Origin of the sequence: Diaphorobacter nitroreducens (assembly GCF_002214645.1) — a bacterium.
GTDB lineage: Bacteria > Pseudomonadota > Gammaproteobacteria > Burkholderiales > Burkholderiaceae_C > Diaphorobacter > Diaphorobacter nitroreducens.
In genome coordinates, this window is record NZ_CP016278.1 from 999,742 (window position 1) to 1,021,980 (window position 22,239).

Genomic DNA, 22,239 nt, shown 5'->3' on the forward strand with positions numbered 1-22,239 from the left:
CATGAGCCAGGACGATATCCCCGAGCATGCCCCCGATGCTTCACCTTTGGCCGGCAAGGTGGCGCCCGAGGCGATGGCCTTGCGCGCGCAGCCGCGTCCGGTGACTCGGCTGAACCGGCGCACGCTGGCCATCCTCACCGGCGGCTTGTCCGTCGTGGTGCTCGGGGCCACGATCTGGTCGCTGCAGCCTCACCGGCGTGGCGCTGGCGAGCAGACCGAGCTTTACAACGTGGATCGTGTGTCCAAGTCCGAAGGGCTGGATGGGCTGCCGTCGGACTATTCCAAGTTGCCGGCGAAGGTGCCGGAGCTGGGGCCACCGCTGCCCGGCGATCTTGGGCTGGCCATCGTGAAGTCCCAGCAGCCGGTGGCGCCGACCTATGCGTCACCTGGCCAAGATCCCGAGGATGCACGGCGCAAGGAAGCCGATGCCGCAGCGGCCTCGACGGTGTTCTTCCGCTCGGGCAACCAGGGCAGGGCAGCGGCGCCTGTCGCAGCCCAAGTCGCCGCGCCTTCGCCCGGCAGCGCCTTGGCGGGCTTCGATCCGCTGGCGGCCGGGCCGGCCTCGACGGCGGCCCAGCCGTCCGACCCCACCGCCGTGCAGAACCGGCAAGACCAGAAAGAGGCTTTCCTGAAAGGCGGTTCTACGGAAACCCGCAATTCCGGCCATCTGCAAATGCCGGCTTCGCCGTACCAGGTCATGGCGGGCACAGTGATCTCCGGCGCCTTGGTCACGGGTATCAAGTCCGACCTGCCGGGCGATGTGATCGGCACGGTGACGGAGCCGGTCTACGACACGGCCACGGGCAAGTTCCTGCTGATCCCACAGGGCTCGCGCATCCTGGGCAAGTACAACAGCCAAGTGAGCTATGGGCAGAGCAGGGTGCAGATGGTGTGGAACCGCATCATCCTGCCCGACACGTCTTCGCTGAAGCTCGACAACCTGGCGGGCACCGATCCGGCCGGCTATGCCGGCCTGGAGGATGGGGTCGATTGGCACTGGGATCGCGTGTTCGCCGGCGCGGCATTGACCACGCTGCTGGGCGTGGGCGCCGAACTGGCTGCACCGGAAAACCGTCAGGACGGCAACCGCATCGTGATTGCCGGGCGTGACAGCGCGCAGGACAGCATCAACCAGGTTGGCCAGGAGATGACCCGGCGCAACATGAACATTCAGCCGACGCTGACCGAGCGGCCCGGCCTGCCGGTGAGAATCATCGTCAACCGTGATTTGGTGCTTCGGCCGTATCAGCCGCTGTTCTTCAACCGGGGAGCGATGCGATGAGCACGACCAAAAAGCTACGGCTCGGGCCGCTACCCAAGACCGAGAGCACGAAGGTCACGTTCTCTTGTCCGACCAACCTGAAGGCTGATCTCGACCGCTACGCCGCGCTGCACGCACAGACCTATGGAGAGGCGGTCGATGCTGTGACACTGATCCCGCATATGCTGGAGGCGTTCATGGCGCGCGATCGGGTGTTTAAGAGCCCTCGCCGGCAATCCAGTAGTAGGTGTTAAAATGCATGAAATTTCAATGAGAAATCTGTCATGTCGACCGCTGTTCAGTCTTCTGCTGGCTCTTTGCGAGGAGGCGCTGCCCATCTCGCCGGCGAATTGCGGTCGGGGCGCGTATATCGGCGTGAAGACCTCGCGCGGCTGTCCACGGCGGTGGACCGGCATCTGCGTGAATTGGTGGCCAGCGGCAAGCTGAGAAAGCTCGCGCAAGGGCTCTACCACGCGCCCAAGCATTCCAGCTTCGGGCCGCTGCCTCCCGCCGACGAGCAGGTGGTGGGTGGGTTTCTTCGCGACAAGGATTTCCTAGTGTTCTCCCCCTCGGCATACAACGCCGTGGGCCTGGGTACGACCCAGCTCTACAACCGCACGCTGGTCTACAACCACAAGCGCCACGGCGTATTCAAGCTAGGAAACCGGCAGTTCGATTTTCGTGTGAAGCCACGCTTTCCAAGGAAGCTGACCCCTGAGTTCCTGTTCGTGGACCTGCTGAACAACCTGGATGAACTGGCAGAGGATCGCGATGCGGTGCTGAGCCAGGCGCGCAACAGGTTGTCGTCCTTCAATCCGAGCCGTCTGCAGCATGCAGCCGACAACTATGGCAGCGTGGCCACGCGCAAGCGTCTGCGGGAGTGGGTGGATGGTTGAGTTCCTGCACGAACGACGGGACTTCGATCAGTTGCTGGCAGTTGTCGCAGACGAGCGCGGCCTCGATCCCATGTTGGTCGAAAAGGACTACTGGATCATGCATTGCCTCTGGGGCCTGCAGGCTCAAGGCTATCAGTTCGAGCTGAAGGGCGGTACGTCCTTGTCAAAGGGGTTCGGTGTCATTCACCGCTTCTCCGAAGACATCGACCTCCGCATTGAACCGCCCGATGGCATGGACGTGAAGACGGGGCGCAACCAGGACAAGCCTGCGCATGTTGAATCGCGGCGTGCGTACTACGACGCGCTGGCTGCACGGATCCGTATTCCGGGCATCGACAGTGTGGAGCGCGACACGCAATTTGACGACGACAAGATGCGCAGCGCCGGCATCCGCTTGATCTACGCGTCGCGTGTCCCCGCGCTTGCCGGCGTCAAGGACGGCATCTTGCTGGAACTCGGATTCGACGACACCGCTCCAAATCGGCCGGTCACGATTTCGTCGTGGGCGCTGGATGTGGCCATGGAGCGCGGTGTGACGGGGGAAGACAACCGTGCGGTGGCCGTGCCGTGCTATGCGCCCACGCACACCTTCGTCGAGAAGTTGCAAACGATCTCCACCAAGTACCGCCGACTCGATGAAGCCCAGGCGTTTCCCGCCAACTTCCTGCGGCACTACTACGACGTGTATTGCCTTCTGGAGTTGGATGAGGTCCAGGCCTTCATGAGGACGCCGGCCTACCAGGAGCGCAAGGCGCAGCGGTTCCGGACCGGCGACGAGCAGGCCATTGCCCGCAATCCTGCCTTTTTGCTGGCCGACGCCGATCAGCGTCAGCGCTTTGCGCAGGAATATCGCAAGACAGCCGCGCTGTACTACCAGGGGCAGCCCGACTTCAAGGTACTGCTGGACAGGATCCATCAACACATCGACGTCATGTGAGGGGCGAGGACTTGACGCGGCAATTTCCGGCTTCGGTACTTTCCCATGACAGGGTGTTGATACTGTGTAAAAAACCAGTGCATTGTTACAATGCACCAAGAGAGTGAACAATGGGAAAAGACACCCGCATCGAGTGGACGCACCACACCTTCAATCCATGGTGGGGTTGCGTGCGCGTGTCCGATGCGTGTGACCATTGCTATGCCGAAACCTGGGCGAAGCGCCTCGGGGAAGACGTTTGGGGCGCGAAATCGGAGCGGCGCTTTTTTGGTGACGCCCATTGGAAGGAGCCCTTGAAGTGGGACCGGGAGGCAAAGGAGAGCAAGACCAGACGGCGCGTGTTTTGTGCGTCCATGGCGGATGTGTTCGAGAACCGCAAGGATCTGGATCCGCATCGGCTCCGCCTTCTGGACCTCATCGCGGCCACGCCCCATCTTGATTGGCTGCTCCTGACCAAGCGAATCCATCTCGTGCGCAAGCAACTGCCAAAGGGCTACGAATTGCCTTCCAACGTTTGGCTTGGTGCAACCGTCGAAAACCAGGATGCCGCAGGCAAGCGGCTGAAGTATCTTCTGGAGTTCGATACGCCGGCAGTCCGGTTCCTGTCGTGCGAGCCTCTGCTTGGGCCACTGGACTTGCGCCCCTGGTTGAAGGCGGGGGAGGGCGGCACGCGTGTGGATTGGGTCATCGCTGGCGGTGAGTCTGGACCGGGTGCGCGTCCGATGGATCCGCAATGGCCAGAAGATCTTCGCAAACAATGCAATGCGGCCGGCGTCGCGTTCCATTTCAAGCAATGGGGACACTGGGCTCCCATAGAGCAAGCTGCCGACGCCGTGACGGGCCGGACCCCGATCCACATCGTCAGGCGTGATGGCTCAGAGATCAAACTCGCCGCTGTCGGAAAAGGCAAGGCTGGCCGCTCTTTGGGCGGCCGGCATTGGGATCAGTTCCCGAGCCCGGGAAACACGGTGTAGCGTCGATCGACTTCAGTACCGCAGAAAGGCTTGCGCTTGGCACATAGTCACTACGATTGGAGGAACGGACCGGCAGAGATCGATCCGCATAGTGTGACGAAGCATGAGGTGCTGGTTGGCTACCTGATTCGGTACTTCGAGCGGCGAACGCTCAATGCCCGGGGGCGGGAGCGACTCCGAATCACGTTGGTTGACGGATTTTGCGGGGGCGGGCTCTACACGCTCAAAGGGCTGGGTACAGAGATCCTTGGCTCTCCGCTGCGCATGCTGGATGCGGTCCGGGAGGCCAGTGTCAGGGTCAACGCCCAGAGAACGAAACCCATCGATCTGGATGTGCGGTACATCTTCATCGACAAGGATGCTCGGGCGCTGTCGCACCTGAAGCAGGTTTTGCATGACAGAGGATACGGTGCACAAGTCGGCCAATCCATTCACGTCATTCATGACGACTTTGTCTCGGCATCGCCAACCGTGTTTCGGTTGATCGAGGCCCATACCCCCCGAGCGCACACGGCGCTTTTCTTTCTGGATCAGTATGGGTACAGCGACGTGCCGGCGCCGCTGATTCAAAAGATATTTGCTGAATCACCGAAGAGCGAGGTGGTCCTGACGTTCCATGTTTCGGCCTTTGCCACCTACACCAACGATGAGTTCACGGACAAGGTCTCTGGCAAGCTGGCCATCGACATCCGCTCGGCGTTGGGCGGTAGGACGATCGAGCAAATCAAGGAAGAGGACTCGGCGGATTGGCGGCGCTTCATTCAAGCAGCCCTGTACCAGGCCTTGGTGAAAGATTGCGGAGCTGAGTACTTCACGCCATTCTTCATTCGGGGAGAGGGGAGCGGTCAAGGCGAGTACTGGCTTGTCCATCTTTCGCGGCATCCGCGTGCGCAGGACGTGATGAAGCAGGTGCACTGGGAACACCAGAACGATTCCATCCACTACGGTGGTGCGGGCCTTGACATGCTTGCGACCCACATGATGGGCTTCCGTCAGCAGTTCAAAGGAGGATTCGTGTTCGACGACGTGGCACAGAACCTGTCCGCTGATGTGTTGCCCCAGCACTTGGCGGAGAATATTTTTGGGCGAGGACAGCCTGTGCAGATCGGTGAGCTTTATGCCTCGACCTGCAATACATCCCCGGGCACCTCGCTCATGTACAAGGACGCGCTTGAGCGGTTGTCCGGTGAGAAAGACATCGTCATTCGATCCGAGGATGGGACGGTTCGGCGGCTTGCGCGATACATGCGGGATACGGATTGGATCGAACGAAACCGGCAGGGCTCCCTGTTCTGCGTTCCGCAAAGGGGTGGGCAGTGAGTTTTTCCCTTGCTCACAACGATGACCCTTTGCCCCATCTGCCGGTGGAGTTCGGGCGGGCCGGCGAGGGTGTTGGCCGGTGGGTTCCAGAGATGAAGCACACCTTCCTGGCCAAGTATGTGGAAGGCACGAGGAGAGCGCGCGAGAAGTTTAAGCAGCGTGTCTATGTCGATCTGTTCTGTGGTCCTGGACGCATTCAGGTCAAGGGCGAAACGATGACCCGTCCTGGTGGCGCACAGGTCGCATGGCAGCACTCGCTACGGGACAACGTGGCCTTCACCTCGTGTTTCGTCGGTGATCTGGACGCGTCACGAGCATCGGCCTGCGCTGAGCGGCTGCAGGTAATGGGAGCGCCGGCCACAGCTTTGCCGGGGGCCGCCGAGTCCACGGTGGATCAAGTGCTTCGAATGATTCCGAAGGGCGCCCTGTGCCTTGCGTATCTCGATCCCTACAACCTTCAGTACCTGTCGTTTAGTGTGATCGAGAAGCTGGCGCGGCTGAAGTTTGTTGATTTTGCGGTCCATTTCAGCACCATGGATCTGCGGCGTAACGTGCTGATGGAATACAACCTGGAGCGGGCGCGCTTCGATGCAGCAGCACCTGGATGGCGGGACCATATTGATCCGATTGCATTTGTACGTGGTGATGCCGACGAGGCATTCTTTGATTACTGGTGTGGTCTGGTGCGTGGCCTTGGATTTTCGATCAGCCGGCGCATGCCGCTCGTGCGGGACGAAGGAAATCGACCGCTGTACCACTTGGTGTTCTTCAGCCGTCATGAACTGCCCAACAGGATCTGGGGCGACGTGGCTCAAGGTCCGAACCGCGAGTTCGATTTTTAGTTTAATGGCCACCTCGCATGCGTCGAGAAGCGTTCCCAGATCTGAGGCCTCTTTCTGATGAGGAGTGCCGACATTATCGTGATGAGCTTAGGGCAGGGCGATATGCGGCGCTGGCAGATGCCGAAGGTTTTGATCAAATATGTTTTGCTCTAGAGGCGCTGGGGCTGCGCCTGTTGGGCAAGCAAGGAGATCTGGGAAAGTATGAGGACGGGATTGGCTTCTATGCACGTCTGTCTCCCGTATTGAACGATCTTGCCAAGACGCATCCCTCGGGTTTCAAACCCTTCGAAGCGCTCTACGAAACAGTCCGCAAGGCCCGCAACGACAACATGCATCTGGGTGCCTATGCGCGCCATGCCACAGATGCTGCCATTGAGCTGTGCATAGGGTTGGAGGAGGCGTTGATGGTTGGAGTGAGGCCTCTTGTTGGGCATGTCATGGTCAAGTTGCCGATCACGGTGGAGCCTTGGCAGCCGATTGCTCATGCTCGGCAACTGATGCTCATGCACTCCTTTTCATTTCTTCCTATCCGGCATCAACAAGCGTGGTTCTTGCTATCTGAACTGGCGCTCGCACAGTTCCTCAACGGCACTCAGAAGGAGCGGGCGAAGCGACTCGGCCTGACGATCGAGGATGCCATGGGGCATACGCCAGATCTAGAGTTAATGCCAGTTGCACCGGATCGTCTGCTGACAGTGAAAACCGCAGTCGATGAAGTTCTCTGCGCCGCTCGGGTTGTCGATGGTCCGACCCTCTGGTTGGTTGTTGACGAGGTGCGAGAAGGGAATTTGGTGGGTGTGCTATCGCCCTTCGAACTGATGTAGAGGGGAGGAAGGCATGGATCGTTTTTCATCACGCCATGGTTACGAACGCCCAGATGCGGAAATCACGATTCGTCATGAGGCACCACCTGAACTTCGTGATGCCATCATCACGATCGCCTATCGGTGCCAGCTCAAACCTAGCAACCTGCGGGACATTTTGTGCTCCATCCTCTACCGCGCCCCGGACCGAAACAACTGGTCCGAGTTTCCCAACATTGACGGCGAGGTGCGTGAACTTGTCGAGGATCTGGAATGGTTCGAGGTCTATGATTTCGTGGAGGCGCTTGCGGCGGCCTGTCACCGGTCTGAGGTGTCCTTTGAAAACGAGGTGAATCGCGGCTTTCGGCGCATGGGTGTCGGCTGGCAACTGATTGATGGTCGGCTGGAGGTTCGCGGGGCCGAGACTTTCGAAGTCACTGTCCGGCAGGGCATAGAGCAGTTGCAGCAGCAAGGCAAGCGCACAGCATCCGGCGAATTGCGCGAGGCGTTGCGGGATCTGTCGCGGCGGCCTCAACCAGAGGTTACAGGCGCGATCCAGCATGCGCTGGCCGCGCTCGAATGCGTGGCCCGTGACGAGGGTTGCAGCAAGGACACGCTGGGCGACTTGGTGCGCCGCCATCCGGAACTCTTTCCCCGGCCCGTTGACGAGGTCGTCATCAAGGCCTGGGGCTATACCTCGAATTTCGGTCGCCATCTCCAGGAAGGGCAGCCGCCGCAATTTGAGGAGGCCGAGCTCATGGTGGGACTGAGCGGCGCATTGTGCCGCTACCTCTCCCGTCGTGGTACGCATGTGAACCGGTGACTTTGAAGCCGAGGGTTTCATAGACGAGGGAATGCCCGGCGAGAACTAGATGCCCGCCATCGCCGGCGGGCGCGTTGGCGGACAGGCTAGGTCGAAGTGCCCGGCGCTTCGGCGATCAGCGTTGCGTGGCGGCGGCTTCGTTGGAGTCAAAGGACGCGGCGCGACAATGGCAGTTTCGACTAAGAAGAGGTCTACGAAGGAGGGGGATGAGACATGGTTGTCGGAGACTCACTCTCCGCCGACGAATTCGTTGGTGGATCTGGCGGATACGCGTTTGCAGGCTATGACTACCAGATCGACGTATCGGTTTGGCTCGCCCTCGACTTGGTTCTCGCTAGCCGTCGAACCGGCGAGATCGTGCTTGAGCCTGCTTCCGAAGAAGATCTAGAGGCGGAACTTGAGCCTCATGAGCCAAGCCGACTCTCCAGCACAGTCCGAATCGATGGATATCGTCTGGTCGTACAGGTCAAGCGGCGCAGCGGTGATGCGTGGACCGTGCGCGATGTGAAGGCTCTTCTTGAACACGGTAAGGCACGTCCCTCTGCTAAACAACGTCTGGTCGATCCACAAGTTCGCTATCTACTCGTCACTAGTGCGGCACTCAATGGTGGTACACGCGGACTGCGAGTGAGAAAGCCGGGAGCATGGCCAGATGTGGCGAACATGCCTGCTTCGATCAGGAGCTCTCTTGTGCCAGGCGCCGCTGGGCGTGTGGCAATCATTGGAAACCTGGACGAGGAGCGCCTTGCAACGGAACTCAAGAGATTGTTGACGGACAGCTTTCGAGTGCCGAACGCACGTTGCGTCAAATGCATCGAGAAGTTGCGGCAAGAGGCCCGTGTGCGCATAAGAGGAGCCGGCGGGGGAAGGTGGTCCCGGGGGCAACTCGAGCAGGTCATCAAAGCCCATGATGGCTACGTCGCGAGTTCTCCTGAGCTTGAACACTACGTCCATCCGACCAACTGGCAGGAGCTGCGTTCCAAGATGCGCGGTCACTTCGCCGCGCTCATTATCGGCCAATCTGGCACCGGCAAGACCATGGCAACGCGCAAGCTCTTCGACGAGCTTTCCGCCGAGATCCCGGGGTTGTCTTGGGTATCGATCACAACTGGGCCCCAGCAACTGCAGGCCGACCGAACAGAGCTGCCTGTCATCTACGACATCGAGGATCCATGGGGACGATACGACTTTGATCCCCGAGGCAGGCCCTGGAACGATCAGCTTGCACAAATTTTTACCCATGCGAGGCATGACCGTATGGTCATTGCCACGACTCGCCTGGACGTGGCCCAGGAGGCCGGTGTGTTGGAGACGGTCAAACCATGGATAGTGAGCCTGGAGGCGGAGCACTATGGCCCGGATGAGCGCAGTCAGTTGTTTCGGCGTCGGATCGGCGCACTGCCTCGTGATATGCAGGTGATAGCGAAGGAAAGCGAGAGGACGGTTCTTGCGGAGTTAGGGACGCCACTGGAGATCCAGAAGTTCTTTGATGCGCTACCAACCATCGATGGTGACTTCAAGAAAAATCCATCGCACCTGATTGCCGAGGCGATCCGCCGCGCGCACCAGGATTCGATAGAGCGGACAGTCATCGATCAAATCGAGGGGCGTGATGATGTCCGGGCGGCAGCGGTGATGTGGGCGCTGCTGAAGGCGAACGATAAGCTTGCAACTGGAGTACTTCGACAGATTGAAGAGGCACTTGCGGACGTGGAGCCCAAACTTGAGAAGGGAGTATTACCTCTGGTCTCGTTCTTTGTAGCCGCCAGGAACTTTCGCCAAGTCGAAGAGATTGTCACGTACTACCACCCACGAGTCGAAGCGGGCATTGAAAAGGCACTTCGAAGGCAACCGCTGATCGTCCGACGCACTTTGCGGCATTTGCTCGAAGTTCTTGCTTCATTTGGTGGTCCGGGCGAAGTGTGGGGCACGGCCACCGCCGTGCGCATCCTTCGCGCAGTGCATGGGATTGCAGAGCTCAAGCCTACCGTGAGCACTGAGGTGCAATCCAAGATCGATGTCAGTTTGAGAGGCGAACTTGAGCTGCGAGGTAAAGCGCTTCAAGAGGGTCTCCAGTTGGCCGCCTCAGCGGGTTCTTCGGACAGCAATCTGGCTGAGGTGGCGCGCTTCCTGTTGCATCGGCCAGGCACCGGATTTCCAGGCTTCATGCAGTGGGGAGCGCCACCCCAAGAAGATTCTTGGTACGTGCGCATGCGGGCGGATCCAACAGTCAAATCCCTTGTCGAGCGCTTTGTCCGGGAGCTTCTGCCAGAGAGTCGAGACTACTTTGACAGCAACCTTGTGCCCGAACTTGAGCGTCTAGCCCCTGGCCTAACTCCCGCTTTTCTGGAAGCCGCCAGACGGGCAGTATCCTATGGATACATCAACACCAGCGACGTTATCGCACAAGGCGCACTCGCGGATATCGCTGGCTTCGAAGCGATTGTCGACGAAGCTGTCCAGATCCTAGCTCCGAGTGCGGACGACCTTCGGCGGGTTGCAGAGTCCCGTCTGGACCTCGATAACGAGGTGTACAGCGAAGACTACGCAGAGCACCTGGCAAACGACGACGATGGCCATACAGCCCATGTGTTCCTCGAGGCCTACGTGGACCATGTTCGCAGGAACCTCGGCTGGGAAGGCCTTCGGCCTCATCGACATGGAGCCAAACTGCTTTCCTACTGGCTGCGCTCCCTCGCAAAGGATGAGGCTCCCGATCCGGTTGAGGTGGCAGAGGCTATCGCCGCGGGTCTCGGAAGTGACGATGAGCACTTTCTCTGGCCCACGGTAACGAAGGCTGGGGCGTCGAGCTTTGAAGAGCCACTGATCCGTCGGGTGATCGACGGACATCCCGACTCGTCCGCACGGCTCGCGGCGTTGGAATGCTTGATGCGGTACAAGCCTATGGATGTCCCTCAGATTGTCGAAGGACTGGTGCAGCGAGGTCAGAGTTCCCGCATCGTTGAGATCACCAAGGAGATCGGCGAACTCAGGCGGCGACGGACGAAGCCTGAAAATACTGTGCTGAACGATGCGCTGCAGTTGGTCAGTGAGGCAATCCCGTCGAAGCTTCGGGAACTCTGTGATGCCGCTCAGGCGCTGGAGACGCGCGGGTCGCCTGCGCCTAGTTTGTCCCAGGAGGCAATCGACTTTCTAGTCTCGGTTCAGAGTCCGAGCGAAGAAGTGCGCTTGTTTCGCGTGCGGCTCGATCGTTACTTTGCCACTTTTGTTCCCGATGATGTCAACTGGCTGCTAGCTGAATCCAATGATGTAGACAGTTGCGTCGAAGCGATCGAATCGGCAATCCGACACGAAATGGCCGTTGAGATCGAGATGGCGTTGTCGCACAAGTTTGCCAAGGTCGTGGCCAAGGCGCTCCGACATGTCGCCATCCCGCTGGCGCCGCCGTTGCCAGAGTCGGTGCTTGCGTTGGTCACGGCCCGAGGCAGCCCGGTACGACTCACATTGGCTGATGTTCTTGGGGAAAAACCTCATGCTGCTCACATGTCGACCTTGTTGTTGCTGGCGGCAGATGAGTGGTCTCCACGCGCTTCCTACCATGGTGAGGCAGACGACTATCCCATTGCGCAGAGAGCGATCGTTGCTATAGCCAAGCTGGGCCACGTTGAGGGTGCAGCGGCCGAAGAGCTTTACCGTATTGCTGTGGACACGCGGGACCCGGACGTCCAGGTGGGAATATTCGAACTGCTCGTGTGCTCCGCGAGCGAGAGCTTTCAACGGCGCCTGTTTGACTTGGCCGTGAGCCCAGGGCGTCGAACCGTCAGGCTGGCGGCGGTTTCGGCGTTGCTTGGTGGCCATGAATCGGTGGTGGCCGAAATCGTTGCCATGATCACGCCTAGTCTTGTGCGAACGCGAATCGAGGGAGTGACATCGAGACTGCTGATGCTCTCCGCGGCCCAAGGGGATGTGGATCAGATCCTCGGAATCGCGGCGGATCTGGCGACTCATCCCAAGCGCAGGGTGCTCTTGCTTCTGGTGATCTGGGTACTGAGCGAGCGGGATGGGCCGACGGCTCAGCGAATCGCGGAAATGCTGCCCATGGATCACGTGGGCGTGAAGTGGGCCCTTGCAGGGGGACAGGGTGAGCTGATCGAGACGGCGCTCGACGATCTGGGCGACACCTTCAGTGTTGCCGAGGTGCGTCGCTTCTTGCGACCGCAGAAGTAGAGACGCAGCTGTTACGTCCGGCCGAAATCGCGGTCGTAGGACCTGCCGTCATTCGCGTCGCCGTGCCGGTGGGCCGTCACGCGCCAGCTCAACGTACTGTGAAAACATGCCGCTCGGCTTCGACGGACTGGTGACCCGTTGCGAAAAATTGCGGAAACACATCGGCTTCACGCTGGCGACTGTGCAGAGCCGTCGCTTTCGTTGTCGTCGAAATCGAGGTCCGTCATCGCTGGGTACAGTAGGCTGTTGCGGCGCGGGCTGTAGCGCGCGCCCTTGTGAACGCCGTTCTCCAGCGTTTCGCGCTCCCAGCCTCGCGCCACAAGGCGCTCGATCAGTTCGGGCGTCAGATCTTCCGCGCCTTCCTGACCGAAGATCATGTTGGCCCTCTTGTCGAACGACTGGGCTTTGTCGATGGCCTGTCGCAGCTCGCGGAGCGGATAGCCATAGATAACGCGGCTTCCGATTTCGGGGTGATTGGTGTCAACTGCGAAGGCATCGCCGTCGAGAGCGAAGCTGCCATCCCAATCGATTTCGATGTTCCGCCCGGCATCCTTGATGTTTCGCGGCAATGCCTTACCTTGCCAGATCAAGCACATGGCCATGTCCTCATTGGCGTCGAGCATCCACGCATCGCCTTGGCTGGTAAACAGCACCAGCGGCACCGTCAACATTTCCGGGCCGGTGATGATGATCTTCGTCTCGCTCGCGCGAGCGGCGCGGATGATGAGATCCAGCTCGGCGTTGAGCTTGCCGAAGCCGGCTCGCTCCTCGGTTTCCTTCAGGCAGAGCGTGACGTGGTGCCAATGGTCGTAGCCCGCGCTACGCGCGACGCGATTCAGCAGGTCGGCATGCTTTCCGCCGCCTTTGCGCTGGAGCTTCTTGGCTTGCTTCTTGAGATCGTCAACCGTCGCGGTGGACGTGGAGATATATCGCATGACAGATTCCTTATCTGTGACGCGAATCGACGGTGCCCACTGCCGGGATTCGCCACAGGGTTGGGAATCGGCCAAGGATAGGTTCAACGTTATCCCGTGAGGGTTCGCCATGGTGGACAGCGGGCGATAACGGTCGCCGGCACACATCTTACAGCAGCCTGGATTAGGTGCAAACCACGTGCCCTGTTTTGAGCTGCGGGGACTGTTCGGCTCTCCCACCTTGCGTTCGCGGGACACCTGGTGCTGTCCGGGAGCTTTGGACTTCTGTCGAGTGACTGACTGAGAAAATGCGAGCCTGGACATTCGATCAACTGGAGGAAATGTGCACCCGATTCAGATGCAGGAAAGGCGACCGAGGGTTCGGTATGGGCTACACCGCGTTCATCAATAGGTTCGAGGCGATCTGCCAAGAATATTTGCATGACGGACGGGCCAGGGCCTTTGCATTTGTCTTCTACGACATGACCAATGGCGTCGTACGCCGCGCCCTGACCGACGCTCACGGCTTTCGACTGCTGCATGAGAAGACCGGCAAGGACATCACGCTCTTCTATCTACATGATCGTGCGATCGAGGCCCACTGGTGCGATTTCAACAGGACGTTCATGCAGGCGCTCGGGGTTGAGGGTCAAGCGGCGCCGCCCTGCATGGTGTTCTTTCGCGTGCACGGCGAGGACATCGAGGACGTTTCGATCTACTGCATCGATGAGCAGACCACAGATCCAGTCCTTGTCGCTGCGGAGCTTGAGCGGTATGTGGACGATGCCATTAAGCGTTTGAACGACGAAGGCGACGTTTCCGCGTTGTCCGCTCTGGGCGGGCTGATCGCCCCGATCGGGGCTCTGGCAAAGGTGGGCGAATTCCTGCTCAAGCTCAAGGGGGCTGCCTAGATGCCGAATATTCGATCGCTGGACATGAAGTTTCTCGACGACTTGTTCGAGATGAACGGTGGCTACGTCCTCGACTTCTCCGACAACAGCATGGCACGGTTCTTCGCAGAAGAACTGAACGTCGACATTTACGATGACGCCTACCGCGAACATGGCACCTCGAAGGCCAAGCGACTTCGGTGCTACTTGAACAAGGTCGACCTGCTCACTTCGGTCAAGACGCTGCAGACCCTGTGGGACTACCGAGAGGGGATCCGGAGGCACCGTGAGCGTGAGGAGTGGGTCCCGAACGCAGAGGGCCGATTCTTCTCGCTCATGAATCGCATGCAAGGCAAGCCAGATTCGGTTCCGGCTGGTGAGCCGCCCAAGGCCGCCTTCGACCTGCCGAAGATTCTCGCGTTGAAGCAACGGCTGATTGATCTCTCCTCGATGGAGCCGCACCCGCGAGGCTATGCGTTCGAGATCTGGCTGCGCGACGCCTGTTGCCGCCGACTGAAATTTGACCCACCCGTGAGGGCCCTGCCGACCCAAATTTGACCCAGGTGTTCAACCTACCCTGCCCGAGATATCCACAGCTGGGCGGGGTTCGAGGAGTGATCACCATGGTGATGATTGGCAAGGTCTTGCGGATGCACCACCGCGAGAAGAAGTCGGTGCGGGAGATTGCCAAGGCGACGAGCCTGGCGAGGAACACGGTTCGCAAGTACCTGAGGCTGGGCAAGGCCGAGCCACCGCAGTACCGCCGGCCGGCGGTGCCGACCAAGCTGGCGCCCTACGTCGAGCAACTGGAGCAATGGCTGCGCGCCGATGCCCGTCGTCCGAAGAAGGAGCGGCGCAGCGCCAAGGCACTGCTGGAGCAGTTGAAGGCCGCGGGCTACTGCGGCGGCTACAGCCGGCTGACCGACTACATCCGCGCGTGGAGGTTGGCCCAGGGCAGTGCGGCGACGGGCGACGCCTACGTGCCGCTGAGCTTCGAACTCGGCGAGGCCTTCCAGTTCGACTGGAGCGAGGAGCCGCTGGTCATCGGCGGCGTCTACCAGCGGCTGCAGGTGGCGCACATGAAGCTGTGCGCCAGCCGGGCCTTCTGGCTGGTGGCCTACCCCAGCCAAGGCCACGAGATGCTGTTCGACGCCCACACGCGCAGCTTCGCGGCCCTGGGCGGCGTGGCGCGCCGGGGCATCTACGACAACATGAAGACCGCCGTGGACCGCGTCGGCCGCGGCAAGAGTCGCGACGTCAACAGCCGCTTCGCCGCGCTGTGCGCGCACTATCTCTTCGACCCGGACTTCTGCAACGTCGCCAGCGGCTGGGAGAAGGGTGTCGTCGAGAAGAACGTGCAGGACAGCCGGCGGCGCATCTGGCTGGCGGCACGCGAGCAGCGCTTCGGCAGCCTGGAGGAGCTCAACGCCTGGCTGGGCGAGCGCTGCAAGGCCCTGTGGGCCGAACTGCGCCACCCCGAGCACAAGGCCTTCAGCGTGGCGGAGATGCTGGAGCTGGAGCGCCGCCACCTGATGCCCAAGCCCGTGGACTTCGACGGCTATGTGCAGGACGTGGCGCGCGTGAGCAGCACCTGCCTGGTCACCGTGGCCCGCAACCGCTACTCGGTGCCGTGCGAACTGGCCCGGCAGACGGTCAGCACGCGGCTGTACCCCCAGCGCGTGGTGATCGTGGCCGACGAACGCGTGGTGGCCGAACACGCCCGGCTCAGCGGCAAGGGCCGCACGGCCTACGACTGGCAGCACTATGTGCCGCTGGTGCAGAGGAAGCCCGGCGCGCTGCGCAACGGCGCCCCCTTCGTGGACCTGCCGGAGCCGCTGGCCAAGCTGCGCCAGGCGCTGCTGCGTCATGCCGGCGGCGACCGGCTGATGGCGCAAGTGCTGGCGCTGAGCAGCACGGCCGGGCTGGACGAGGTGCTGGTGGCGGCCGAGCTGGCGTTGGAGCATGCTGGCCCCAGCGGTCGGATCAGCCCGGAGCACGTGGCCAACGTGCTGGCCCGGCTCACGGCACCGGAGCGACCGCCGAACGTCGCCACGCCACTGAGCACGACCACACCGGTGCAGGCTGCCCGGGCCGCTACGACCGTCTGCGCCGCCTGGCTGAGCAGGAGGTCGACCATGGCTGACGTCATCGCAGAACTGAAGGCCTTGCGCCTGCACGGCATGGCCGCCACCTGGGCTGAGCTTGGCGAGCAGCGCAACGCCGAGGTGGAGCGCTCGCGCTGGCTGCTGGAGCACATGCTGCAGGCCGAGGCCAGCGACCGCGCCACGCGCTCGGTGCAGCACCAGATGAGCAGTGCCAAGTTCCCGGTGCATCGCGACCTGGCCAGCTTCGACTTCGAGGTCTCGCCGGTGGACCGCAAGCTGGTCACGCAGTTGGCCACCTGCGAGTTCACGGCCGCGGCGCACAACGTGGTGCTGGTGGGCGGCCCGGGCACGGGCAAGACCCACCTGGCCACGGCCATCGGCGTGGCGGGCATCAGCGCGCACGGCAAACGGGTGCGGTTCTACAGCACGGTGGACCTGGTCAACGCGCTGGAGCGGGAGAAGGCCGAGGGCAAGGCCGGGCGCCTCGCGGCCAGCCTGCTGCGGCTGGACTTGGTGATCCTCGATGAGTTGGGCTACCTGCCGTTCAGCCAGGCCGGCGGCGCCTTGCTGTTCCATCTGATGTCCAAGCTCTACGAGCACACCAGCGTCGTCATCACGACCAACCTGGACTTCGCTGAATGGAGCACCGTGTTCGGCGACGCCAAGATGACCACGGCGCTGCTGGACCGGCTCACGCACCACTGCCACATCGTGGAGACCGGCAACGAGAGCTACCGCGTCACGCAGGCCACAGCGGCCACGCGCAAACGCATCAAGGCCAGGGAGCAGGAGCGGCGCAGCAAAGGCGACGAAGCGGGCTGAACAAGCTCCGCGCTACAGTTGTCCACAGCCGGCATCAGCTGATGCCGGCCCCAAGCCCTGGGTCAAAGTTCAATCGGCAGGGTGGGTCAGATTTAGATCGGCGCCAACAGCGTGACGTCACTCCTCGAAGTGCGTGAGCGGTCGCTAGGTGAGTGGCAGCGCGCGATCTTGGTCGGATTCGAGGTTTGGCGTCAAGTCCTGAGTGCTGGTGGCGGGAAGATATTGGTTGATCAGGACGCGAAGAGCCTGACCTTTCTTGGTCCACCGAAAAGCGCTCGGCGGAAGCCTGCTCACAAGCCTTGATGGCTATTCGATTGAGCTAGTGACAGGAGGCCCTGGAATGACCGACGAGACGCAGTTTTTGAACTTTCGGAACGTCGTTGCCCATGGCGTGGATGTTGTCGACACCGCAGATTTTGCTCGCCTCGTAAACAAACAGGCAAGCGACTTCTTGGATCGTTACTTCACGACTGCAGAATTGGCTACCGCGGATGAGGGGGGCGACAGAACAGAAAGACTTGCGTCGCGCTTTGCGGTCAAGGAGGCCGTACTGAAAGCACTGGGCACGGGTTGGGGCGATGGCATCGCTTTTACGGATGTCGAGGTTGTCTCTCAGCGGAGCGGCGCACCGGCTGTCGTGCTACACCGCCGACTGGTGAAAATTGCGAATGAGCGGGGGATCGCCCATTGGTTGGTGAGCGCCAGTCACACGAGCTCAATTGCGATAGCGAGTGTCATCGCTTTGACTGCTTGAGTTCTGCGGGTCATGTGCTGCACGGGCGCTTTCCGGCTGCGTAAATAGTCGAAAAATTCGCAGACGGGCTGGCATGGTTGAGCAGGTTATTACTGGGTCAACACAGCTACTCCCCCTTAGCAACAGGGGCGCGCTTGCTATCGTCGATCCAGGCATAGTGCACGTCTACGGTTCCCATCTACGTATCGGCGGGCGGCCAGTGCAGTTTTCCGCGGCCCACGCGCAGTGCTTCCACGAGCCTAGTATTGCCCAGCAGCCGCCCTGAGAAGAGGCTAGGTTTGGGATCGACCGCTGGCTTCTTAAACGCGGCGACCCGCTGGTAGTCGGGGGATGTCAGCCAAGTTCGTCCATCCCCCTCGTTGGTGACGATCCGATAGAGGCCGGCGGGTGGGGCGTCATCTATGTCGAGCAGACGCTTGTAGCGTTCAACGGACCACTTCTGAATGCCACTGCTCAGAGCTTCCGTTCGAAAGCGTGCCCATAGTGCAGCAGTGTCAGGCGTTGGCCAGTCGCCCGCGTCGGTGTTGGCTGTTACCTCGTCGGTTTCGAGCCAAGCCCGCATCTCTGCCGGGGTGACGAAGACGGGAAGGGCGTCTTCAATGGCCGCCATTGCGGCGCGTCGTGACGGCAGGCCCGCACGGATCAGCATTGCCATCATGAACTGCGGGACACCGGTCTCGACCGCTGCCGCTGCGCCGCCCGCCACCTTGTCCGGCGACCAGCCGAGGGACATGCGGCGGGTGCGAACGGCTTCCAGCGCCCAAACCAAGCGATAGGTGAAGGCCTCTTCGATCGCTCGCATGTTCTGCGGACCGATCTTGGAAACTTCTTCGCCGGACACCCAGCGTCGAAGGATGTCCTTCCAGTTCGCTGGTAGCGCGTTCGCCTTGTCAGGGATGAAGGGGCGCATGAAGAGCAGGCGCTCGCCTAGGCCGCCGAGAGCGCTAGCGAGCTCACTGAGATCGCCGCTCAGTGCTGCGTCGTCGGCTCGATCGAGCAGTTCGGCGAGTTCATCGGCCATGGCGTCGATGGCGAGGCCAGCTTCGAGCCCAACACCCATTGCAAAATGTCCGCGCCGAGCCTGTGTCGTTGTGGTCTTCCAGATGAGGTCGGCGCGTGCTTCGAACACCTTCTTGTGCACAGGCGCGACATCCTCTTCTTCGCGAGCGATCTGACGGGCCCAAAGCGAACCCTTAAGCGCTTCGTCCAGCAGCTTCGGGAGATCGGCGCGATCGGCATCCAGCGCTTCAACCAGGCCGAACACGGTCGCATCGAGGCGCTCTACAAGCTGCGACAGTGGCTCCTCGTCGATTGTTTCCTCTTCATCGTCTTCACCGCCTTCCTCTTCACTTTCATCACCGTTAGGGTCGTATTCCACGGCAGTGGCGAGGCGCTCGGCCACCTCGGCTTCTTCGCCGGGTGATCTCCAACCCTCTCGGGAGTTTGCGAGGTACTCCCATGCGTCGTCGCGATCAAGCACGCCCTCGCGCGACAAGCGCTCAAGGATCTCAGCAACGATCTGGATGAGTCCGCTCTTGAGGGTGCGTGCCTTAGCGGAGTCAACCAGCTTTCTCCATTCCCTCATTCGCCAGTTGGTCCTATCGAACATGACGTGGACGATTAGGCCCTCGACATCGACGAAGGCGCGCCCGGCGCGTCCGGCGACATTCGCGAATTCCTCGCCCTTGATCTTTTCTCCAGCCCGATAGAGCGCAGGCACGAGCAGAACAGCAGCGTTGAGATTGAGCCCCTGTGAGAGCGTCGGTGACGCGACGATGACCTTCAGTACGCCATCGGACAGGAGGATTTCAAGCTCACGTAGGAACGGACTCGGCAGGCGGCCATGGTGAATTGCGACACCGACCTTCAGGCTAGCGACGGCTGGATGATTCTCGCCCAGCCATTCTGTGCCGACCTCTAGCGCACGTGCGATTGGCGCCTCGTCCTCCAAAAGGGGTTCGAGATAGCCGCGCTTGCAGAGGTCAACGACCTGCTTGCCGTAGCTCTCCACCCAGTTGGCCTGGGTGGAGAAGATTAGGGTGCGTTTGCCCTGGCCGGCGAACTCCCATGCAGCAAAGAGCGCAAGGTGCGAGTTCTTGCGCGGATATGGATTCTTCTCCCTGCCCCGCGCGGGCCTCTCCTCGACGAACTTGTCAAGGAATGGACCGTCGTCGTCGAGGTCGAGTCGCAGCAGTGCATCCTTGCGGCGCCAGGTAAGCGCGCCGAAGCGCTGGCGCGTGGGACGCCAGTCTGAACGCACAGGTTCGCCAGGTTCGTCGGAGCGTATCCAGGCCGTGAGATCGTCAAGTTCGTCACCGCTCGGCAAGATCGCGGAGAGGCAGACGATCCGGCGTTCGGCCGCGTCTGCGCGTCGCAGCAGGCGTTGCACGAGCGTCTCATAGCGGATCTCGCGCTCGCTCGGCCCAATCATGTGGCCTTCATCGAGGACGATCAAGCCGACGTCATCGATCAAGGACGGGTCACTTCGCAGTGCGAAGTCGAGCTTTTCGGGCGTGGCGATGATGATCTCGCGGGAGCGGAGGGCGTCCTCATCGCCCGCTGACAGGCCGCTGGCCCCGTAGAGTGAGGAGACGCTGAACCCAAGTGGCGCGAAAGTCCTTCGGAAAGAACGCTCGGTCTGAGCCGACAACGCGCGCAGCGGCGTGACGATCAGGACCCGGCGTGCTGAGGACAGCGTCATCAGAGCTGCGATCTCGGCGACGCGTGTCTTGCCCGCGCTGGTTGGCAGGGCCACAACCAAGTCGTCCGTCATGTCCGTGGAACGTAGGGCGGCTTCGCGCTGCGAAGGCCATAGCTCCACTTCTGAGGTCTTCCGGGCGTAGAGCGATGAGATGAACAGCCGACGCAGATCGGGGTACTTTTCTTCCGTCCCCTCGGGTGGTTCGGTCGGCAGCCTTTGATGAAGCGAGTGCTGCCACAGGTCGTCGATGAGGTGGCTGCATAGCTTCGAAATCCACCACAAAGGGACGTTCTCGGCGTTGTCGGCCAGGCTGACAGCTGCTGCGAGCAGGTCCCGTGCACTTTCGATCGGCTCCTGTTCGCCCGTCTCAAGTGCAAAGTCGAAGAATGCCAACGCCCGGCAGATCGTCGTATTGAGGATGGTGGACAAAACCTCGTCAATGTCGGGATCGTCGCCGCCAAGGGCCTCGGCCATCTGCTTATCGCCGTGGGCCTCGTTGCCAAGCCAATCACGAACGAAACCGCGCAACTGGCCAAGGTCGCGCAAGATCAAGTGACGGATGGCCGTTTCGCCCGGCGTAGCGTTGAGCTCTTCTGCCGTCTCGTTGAAGAGGGAGTAGGCCACGGCCGAGAAGCCCGCTAAGTGATAGGCAGCGGCGGCGATGGTGCGGCGGAAACCTCGATCGGGCACCTCAGGATCACCATTTCGAACCAGAGCTTCGAAGGCGTTGGCGGCCCGCTCGAAAGCCTTGTTCGTCAGCTCAGACGCACCGGCCTGAGTGCGCAGAGCCATGGCGCCTCGAAGTAGAGCGAAGCCATGCTCAGCGAGATCGGTTTCGATGGTCGCGCCCAAGGCAGGCGCGTTTTGCGGTAGCACGCCTGCCTCCCGCATCAGCGACCATGCCGCGCCGCGATATAGGAGGCGACCGAGAACTCCGTCGACGGTCGCAGCGGAGAGGAAAGCGGTCAGTTCGTCAGGCGTCTCCAAGATCTTCCGCCTCCTGGTACATGGCCGCGATGAAGTCTTGGTGATCCTCGACGTGGATGTTCACAACGTAGTGGTCGCGGTTGGTACCAGCAGCGTCCAGATCGTCCTTCAAGGAAGCGTGAGGGCCGTTACCTGACACGGTGAAGATCATGTGGTCAATCCGATCGGCGTGAAGGGAATTGAGACCCACTTCGTCGCGGAGATCGCGACCCAGCGCGTTGTCGTCAGGGTCGTCGCTTTCCAGCAGGCGATTGGCAACGAACAGCAGAGAGTCCGGCGTGCAACGGCCACTGTCACGGTCGAGCACTTTGCGAGCACTGGCGACCGTGGATTTGCCAAGCTTCTTGTTGCTTTTGGCCTCACCCTTCAGGAGCCAGAGCTTCTCGCCGACGTAGCCGGCGCCGATGAAGTCATCGCCGCGCATGGCCATGTTGCGGCCGTCCTTGTAACGGAGCCGGCGCACAGGGACGCGAAGGCCGATCTCTTCCTCGACCAACTCCGTTGCAAGGATTTCGCCGAGATCGCCCGAACGGCCCTTGTCTGTCTGAGGCATTGCCGCGCTCAGAATCTTGGCGGCGACCTTGTATCCAAGTCGCTCTACGTCATCGGCAATGCGTTCGAGCCGGTCGTAGTGCGAGCGAATGGTCTCAGCGAGGTCATCGCGGATTTCGTCGCGGCCGCCATCTTTCTCGACATAGGTCCAGTAGTGCTTGCGCTTGTTCTTTTCTTTGGTGGACTCGCACCACCTCTCGTATAACCCCACGGTGTCCCTCCATTAGTGGCGCCTGATCCCTGATCGGCGGATACGGCTCGCCAACGGGATGGTCGTAACGATTTTGCTAAGTCAGTATGCGCGCCTTGCGCTGTTTCGAACATTATTGCAAGTTGAAGTGGCCGTATCCGGATAGTCCAACCTGGTGGAGGATAAGAAAAGGTTTGGCCGCTTCAAAGGGCGTGACGTCAAATCGAATGCCGCCGTCGGTCGGCCGATCAAGATCCCGAAATGAAAATGTCCTCCGTAG

At 61.0% G+C, this 22,239-nt stretch carries 18 protein-coding genes and 1 pseudogene; 16 read left to right on the forward strand and 3 right to left on the reverse strand.

The annotated features are described in order from the left end of the window. The first annotated feature begins 1 nt into the window (after position 1). The 10 genes from BA022_RS04730 (at position 2) to BA022_RS04785 (ending at position 12,044) form a co-directional block, all read left to right on the forward strand. Positions 2 to 1,282, forward strand: coding sequence for a TraB/TrbI/VirB10 family type IV secretion system protein (locus tag BA022_RS04730; RefSeq protein WP_088886704.1), 1,281 nt, complete (start codon positions 2 to 4; stop codon positions 1,280 to 1,282). After that, a complete protein-coding gene (locus tag BA022_RS04735; protein WP_088886705.1) occupies positions 1,279 to 1,515 on the forward strand; it encodes a DUF2274 domain-containing protein in 237 nt (78 codons plus the stop codon). The genes BA022_RS04730 and BA022_RS04735 overlap by 4 nt, the downstream gene beginning before the upstream one ends. A gap of 30 nt (positions 1,516 to 1,545) precedes the next feature. Further along, a complete protein-coding gene (locus BA022_RS04740) occupies positions 1,546 to 2,157 on the forward strand; it encodes a hypothetical protein (protein WP_024537608.1) in 612 nt (203 codons plus the stop codon). Further along, the gene (locus BA022_RS04745; RefSeq protein ID WP_088886706.1) at positions 2,150 to 3,094 is read left to right on the forward strand and encodes a nucleotidyl transferase AbiEii/AbiGii toxin family protein; all 945 of its coding nucleotides are present in this window, start codon (positions 2,150 to 2,152) and stop codon (positions 3,092 to 3,094) included. The genes BA022_RS04740 and BA022_RS04745 overlap by 8 nt, the downstream gene beginning before the upstream one ends. Before the next feature lie 110 nt (positions 3,095 to 3,204). Next, positions 3,205 to 4,068 (forward strand): DUF5131 family protein, encoded by an 864-nt coding sequence (locus BA022_RS04750; RefSeq protein WP_088886707.1) that lies wholly within the window; start codon positions 3,205 to 3,207, stop codon positions 4,066 to 4,068. 36 nt (positions 4,069 to 4,104) lie between these two features. Further along, positions 4,105 to 5,388: a three-Cys-motif partner protein TcmP gene (locus BA022_RS04755; protein WP_088888514.1), complete on the forward strand. Its 1,284-nt coding sequence runs from the start codon at positions 4,105 to 4,107 to the stop codon at positions 5,386 to 5,388. A 92-nt stretch (positions 5,389 to 5,480) separates the two neighbouring features. After that, positions 5,481 to 6,230: a three-Cys-motif partner protein TcmP gene (locus tag BA022_RS04760; protein WP_228403704.1), complete on the forward strand. Its 750-nt coding sequence runs from the start codon at positions 5,481 to 5,483 to the stop codon at positions 6,228 to 6,230. Between the two features lie 17 nt (positions 6,231 to 6,247). Next, the gene (locus BA022_RS19050; RefSeq protein ID WP_148665123.1) at positions 6,248 to 7,054 is read left to right on the forward strand and encodes a CBS domain-containing protein; all 807 of its coding nucleotides are present in this window, start codon (positions 6,248 to 6,250) and stop codon (positions 7,052 to 7,054) included. 13 nt (positions 7,055 to 7,067) lie between these two features. Further along, on the forward strand, positions 7,068 to 7,856 hold the full coding sequence (locus tag BA022_RS04775; RefSeq protein ID WP_088886711.1) for an AbiJ-NTD4 domain-containing protein: 789 nt from the start codon (positions 7,068 to 7,070) through the stop codon (positions 7,854 to 7,856). Positions 7,857 to 8,069: 213 nt separating this feature from the next. Beyond that, positions 8,070 to 12,044, forward strand: a complete 3,975-nt coding sequence (locus BA022_RS04785; RefSeq protein ID WP_148665124.1) for an nSTAND3 domain-containing NTPase — start codon at positions 8,070 to 8,072, stop codon at positions 12,042 to 12,044. 167 nt (positions 12,045 to 12,211) lie between these two features. On the opposite strand, the gene BA022_RS04790 is transcribed toward BA022_RS04785, so the two are convergent. Beyond that, complete coding sequence (locus BA022_RS04790; RefSeq protein WP_187306015.1) at positions 12,212 to 12,979, reverse strand: hypothetical protein; 768 nt, start codon at positions 12,977 to 12,979, stop codon at positions 12,212 to 12,214. 365 nt (positions 12,980 to 13,344) lie between these two features. On the opposite strand from BA022_RS04790, the gene BA022_RS04795 reads away from it, so the two are divergent. The 6 genes and pseudogenes from BA022_RS04795 to acpS all read left to right on the forward strand — a co-directional run bounded on the left by BA022_RS04795 (position 13,345) and on the right by acpS (position 17,529). Beyond that, the gene (locus BA022_RS04795; RefSeq protein WP_088886714.1) at positions 13,345 to 13,869 is read left to right on the forward strand and encodes a hypothetical protein; all 525 of its coding nucleotides are present in this window, start codon (positions 13,345 to 13,347) and stop codon (positions 13,867 to 13,869) included. Between the two features lie 24 nt (positions 13,870 to 13,893). Continuing rightward, complete coding sequence (locus BA022_RS04800) at positions 13,894 to 14,406, forward strand: hypothetical protein (protein WP_228403706.1); 513 nt, start codon at positions 13,894 to 13,896, stop codon at positions 14,404 to 14,406. 65 nt (positions 14,407 to 14,471) lie between these two features. Beyond that, positions 14,472 to 15,991, forward strand: a pseudogene (istA, locus tag BA022_RS04805) (IS21 family transposase). Further along, on the forward strand, positions 15,984 to 16,775 hold the full coding sequence (gene istB / locus BA022_RS04810; protein WP_088886716.1) for an IS21-like element helper ATPase IstB: 792 nt from the start codon (positions 15,984 to 15,986) through the stop codon (positions 16,773 to 16,775). Before istA ends, istB begins: the two are co-directional and overlap by 8 nt. A 129-nt stretch (positions 16,776 to 16,904) precedes the next feature. Beyond that, a complete protein-coding gene (locus BA022_RS19290; RefSeq protein WP_236884917.1) occupies positions 16,905 to 17,078 on the forward strand; it encodes a hypothetical protein in 174 nt (57 codons plus the stop codon). Positions 17,079 to 17,115: 37 nt separating this feature from the next. After that, the gene (gene acpS, locus BA022_RS04815) at positions 17,116 to 17,529 is read left to right on the forward strand and encodes a holo-ACP synthase (protein ID WP_088886717.1); all 414 of its coding nucleotides are present in this window, start codon (positions 17,116 to 17,118) and stop codon (positions 17,527 to 17,529) included. A 178-nt stretch (positions 17,530 to 17,707) separates the two neighbouring features. Here acpS and BA022_RS04820 read toward each other — a convergent pair whose 3' ends face one another. Together BA022_RS04820 and BA022_RS04825 are read right to left on the reverse strand one after the other, a co-directional pair. Next, on the reverse strand, positions 17,708 to 21,217 hold the full coding sequence (locus tag BA022_RS04820; RefSeq protein ID WP_088886718.1) for a DEAD/DEAH box helicase: 3,510 nt from the start codon (positions 21,215 to 21,217) through the stop codon (positions 17,708 to 17,710). Next, positions 21,204 to 21,980 carry a HamA C-terminal domain-containing protein gene (locus BA022_RS04825; RefSeq protein WP_088886719.1) on the reverse strand — a complete coding sequence of 259 codons (777 nt, stop codon included), beginning with the start codon at positions 21,978 to 21,980 and terminating at the stop codon, positions 21,204 to 21,206. The genes BA022_RS04820 and BA022_RS04825 overlap by 14 nt, the downstream gene beginning before the upstream one ends. Positions 21,981 to 22,239: the final 259 nt, after the last annotated feature.

Bases quoted from the DNA above. Each gene is read 5' to 3' on its own strand.
- BA022_RS04800 (WP_228403706.1), top strand. From the start codon at position 13,894: ATGAAGTTTCTCGACGACTTGTTCGAGATGAACGGTGGCTACGTCCTC.
- acpS (WP_088886717.1), top strand. From the start codon at position 17,116: ATGACCGACGAGACGCAGTTTTTGAACTTTCGGAACGTCGTTGCCCAT.
- BA022_RS04750 (WP_088886707.1), top strand. From the start codon at position 3,205: ATGGGAAAAGACACCCGCATCGAGTGGACGCACCACACCTTCAATCCA.
- BA022_RS04730 (WP_088886704.1), top strand. From the start codon at position 2: ATGAGCCAGGACGATATCCCCGAGCATGCCCCCGATGCTTCACCTTTG.
- BA022_RS04760 (WP_228403704.1), top strand. From the start codon at position 5,481: ATGAAGCACACCTTCCTGGCCAAGTATGTGGAAGGCACGAGGAGAGCG.
- BA022_RS04745 (WP_088886706.1), top strand. From the start codon at position 2,150: ATGGTTGAGTTCCTGCACGAACGACGGGACTTCGATCAGTTGCTGGCA.
- BA022_RS19050 (WP_148665123.1), top strand. From the start codon at position 6,248: ATGCGTCGAGAAGCGTTCCCAGATCTGAGGCCTCTTTCTGATGAGGAG.
- istB (WP_088886716.1), top strand. From the start codon at position 15,984: ATGGCTGACGTCATCGCAGAACTGAAGGCCTTGCGCCTGCACGGCATG.
- BA022_RS04795 (WP_088886714.1), top strand. From the start codon at position 13,345: ATGGGCTACACCGCGTTCATCAATAGGTTCGAGGCGATCTGCCAAGAA.
- BA022_RS04775 (WP_088886711.1), top strand. From the start codon at position 7,068: ATGGATCGTTTTTCATCACGCCATGGTTACGAACGCCCAGATGCGGAA.
- BA022_RS04735 (WP_088886705.1), top strand. From the start codon at position 1,279: ATGAGCACGACCAAAAAGCTACGGCTCGGGCCGCTACCCAAGACCGAG.
- BA022_RS04740 (WP_024537608.1), top strand. From the start codon at position 1,546: ATGTCGACCGCTGTTCAGTCTTCTGCTGGCTCTTTGCGAGGAGGCGCT.
- BA022_RS04790 (WP_187306015.1), bottom strand. From the start codon at position 12,979: ATGCGATATATCTCCACGTCCACCGCGACGGTTGACGATCTCAAGAAG.
- BA022_RS04785 (WP_148665124.1), top strand. From the start codon at position 8,070: ATGGTTGTCGGAGACTCACTCTCCGCCGACGAATTCGTTGGTGGATCT.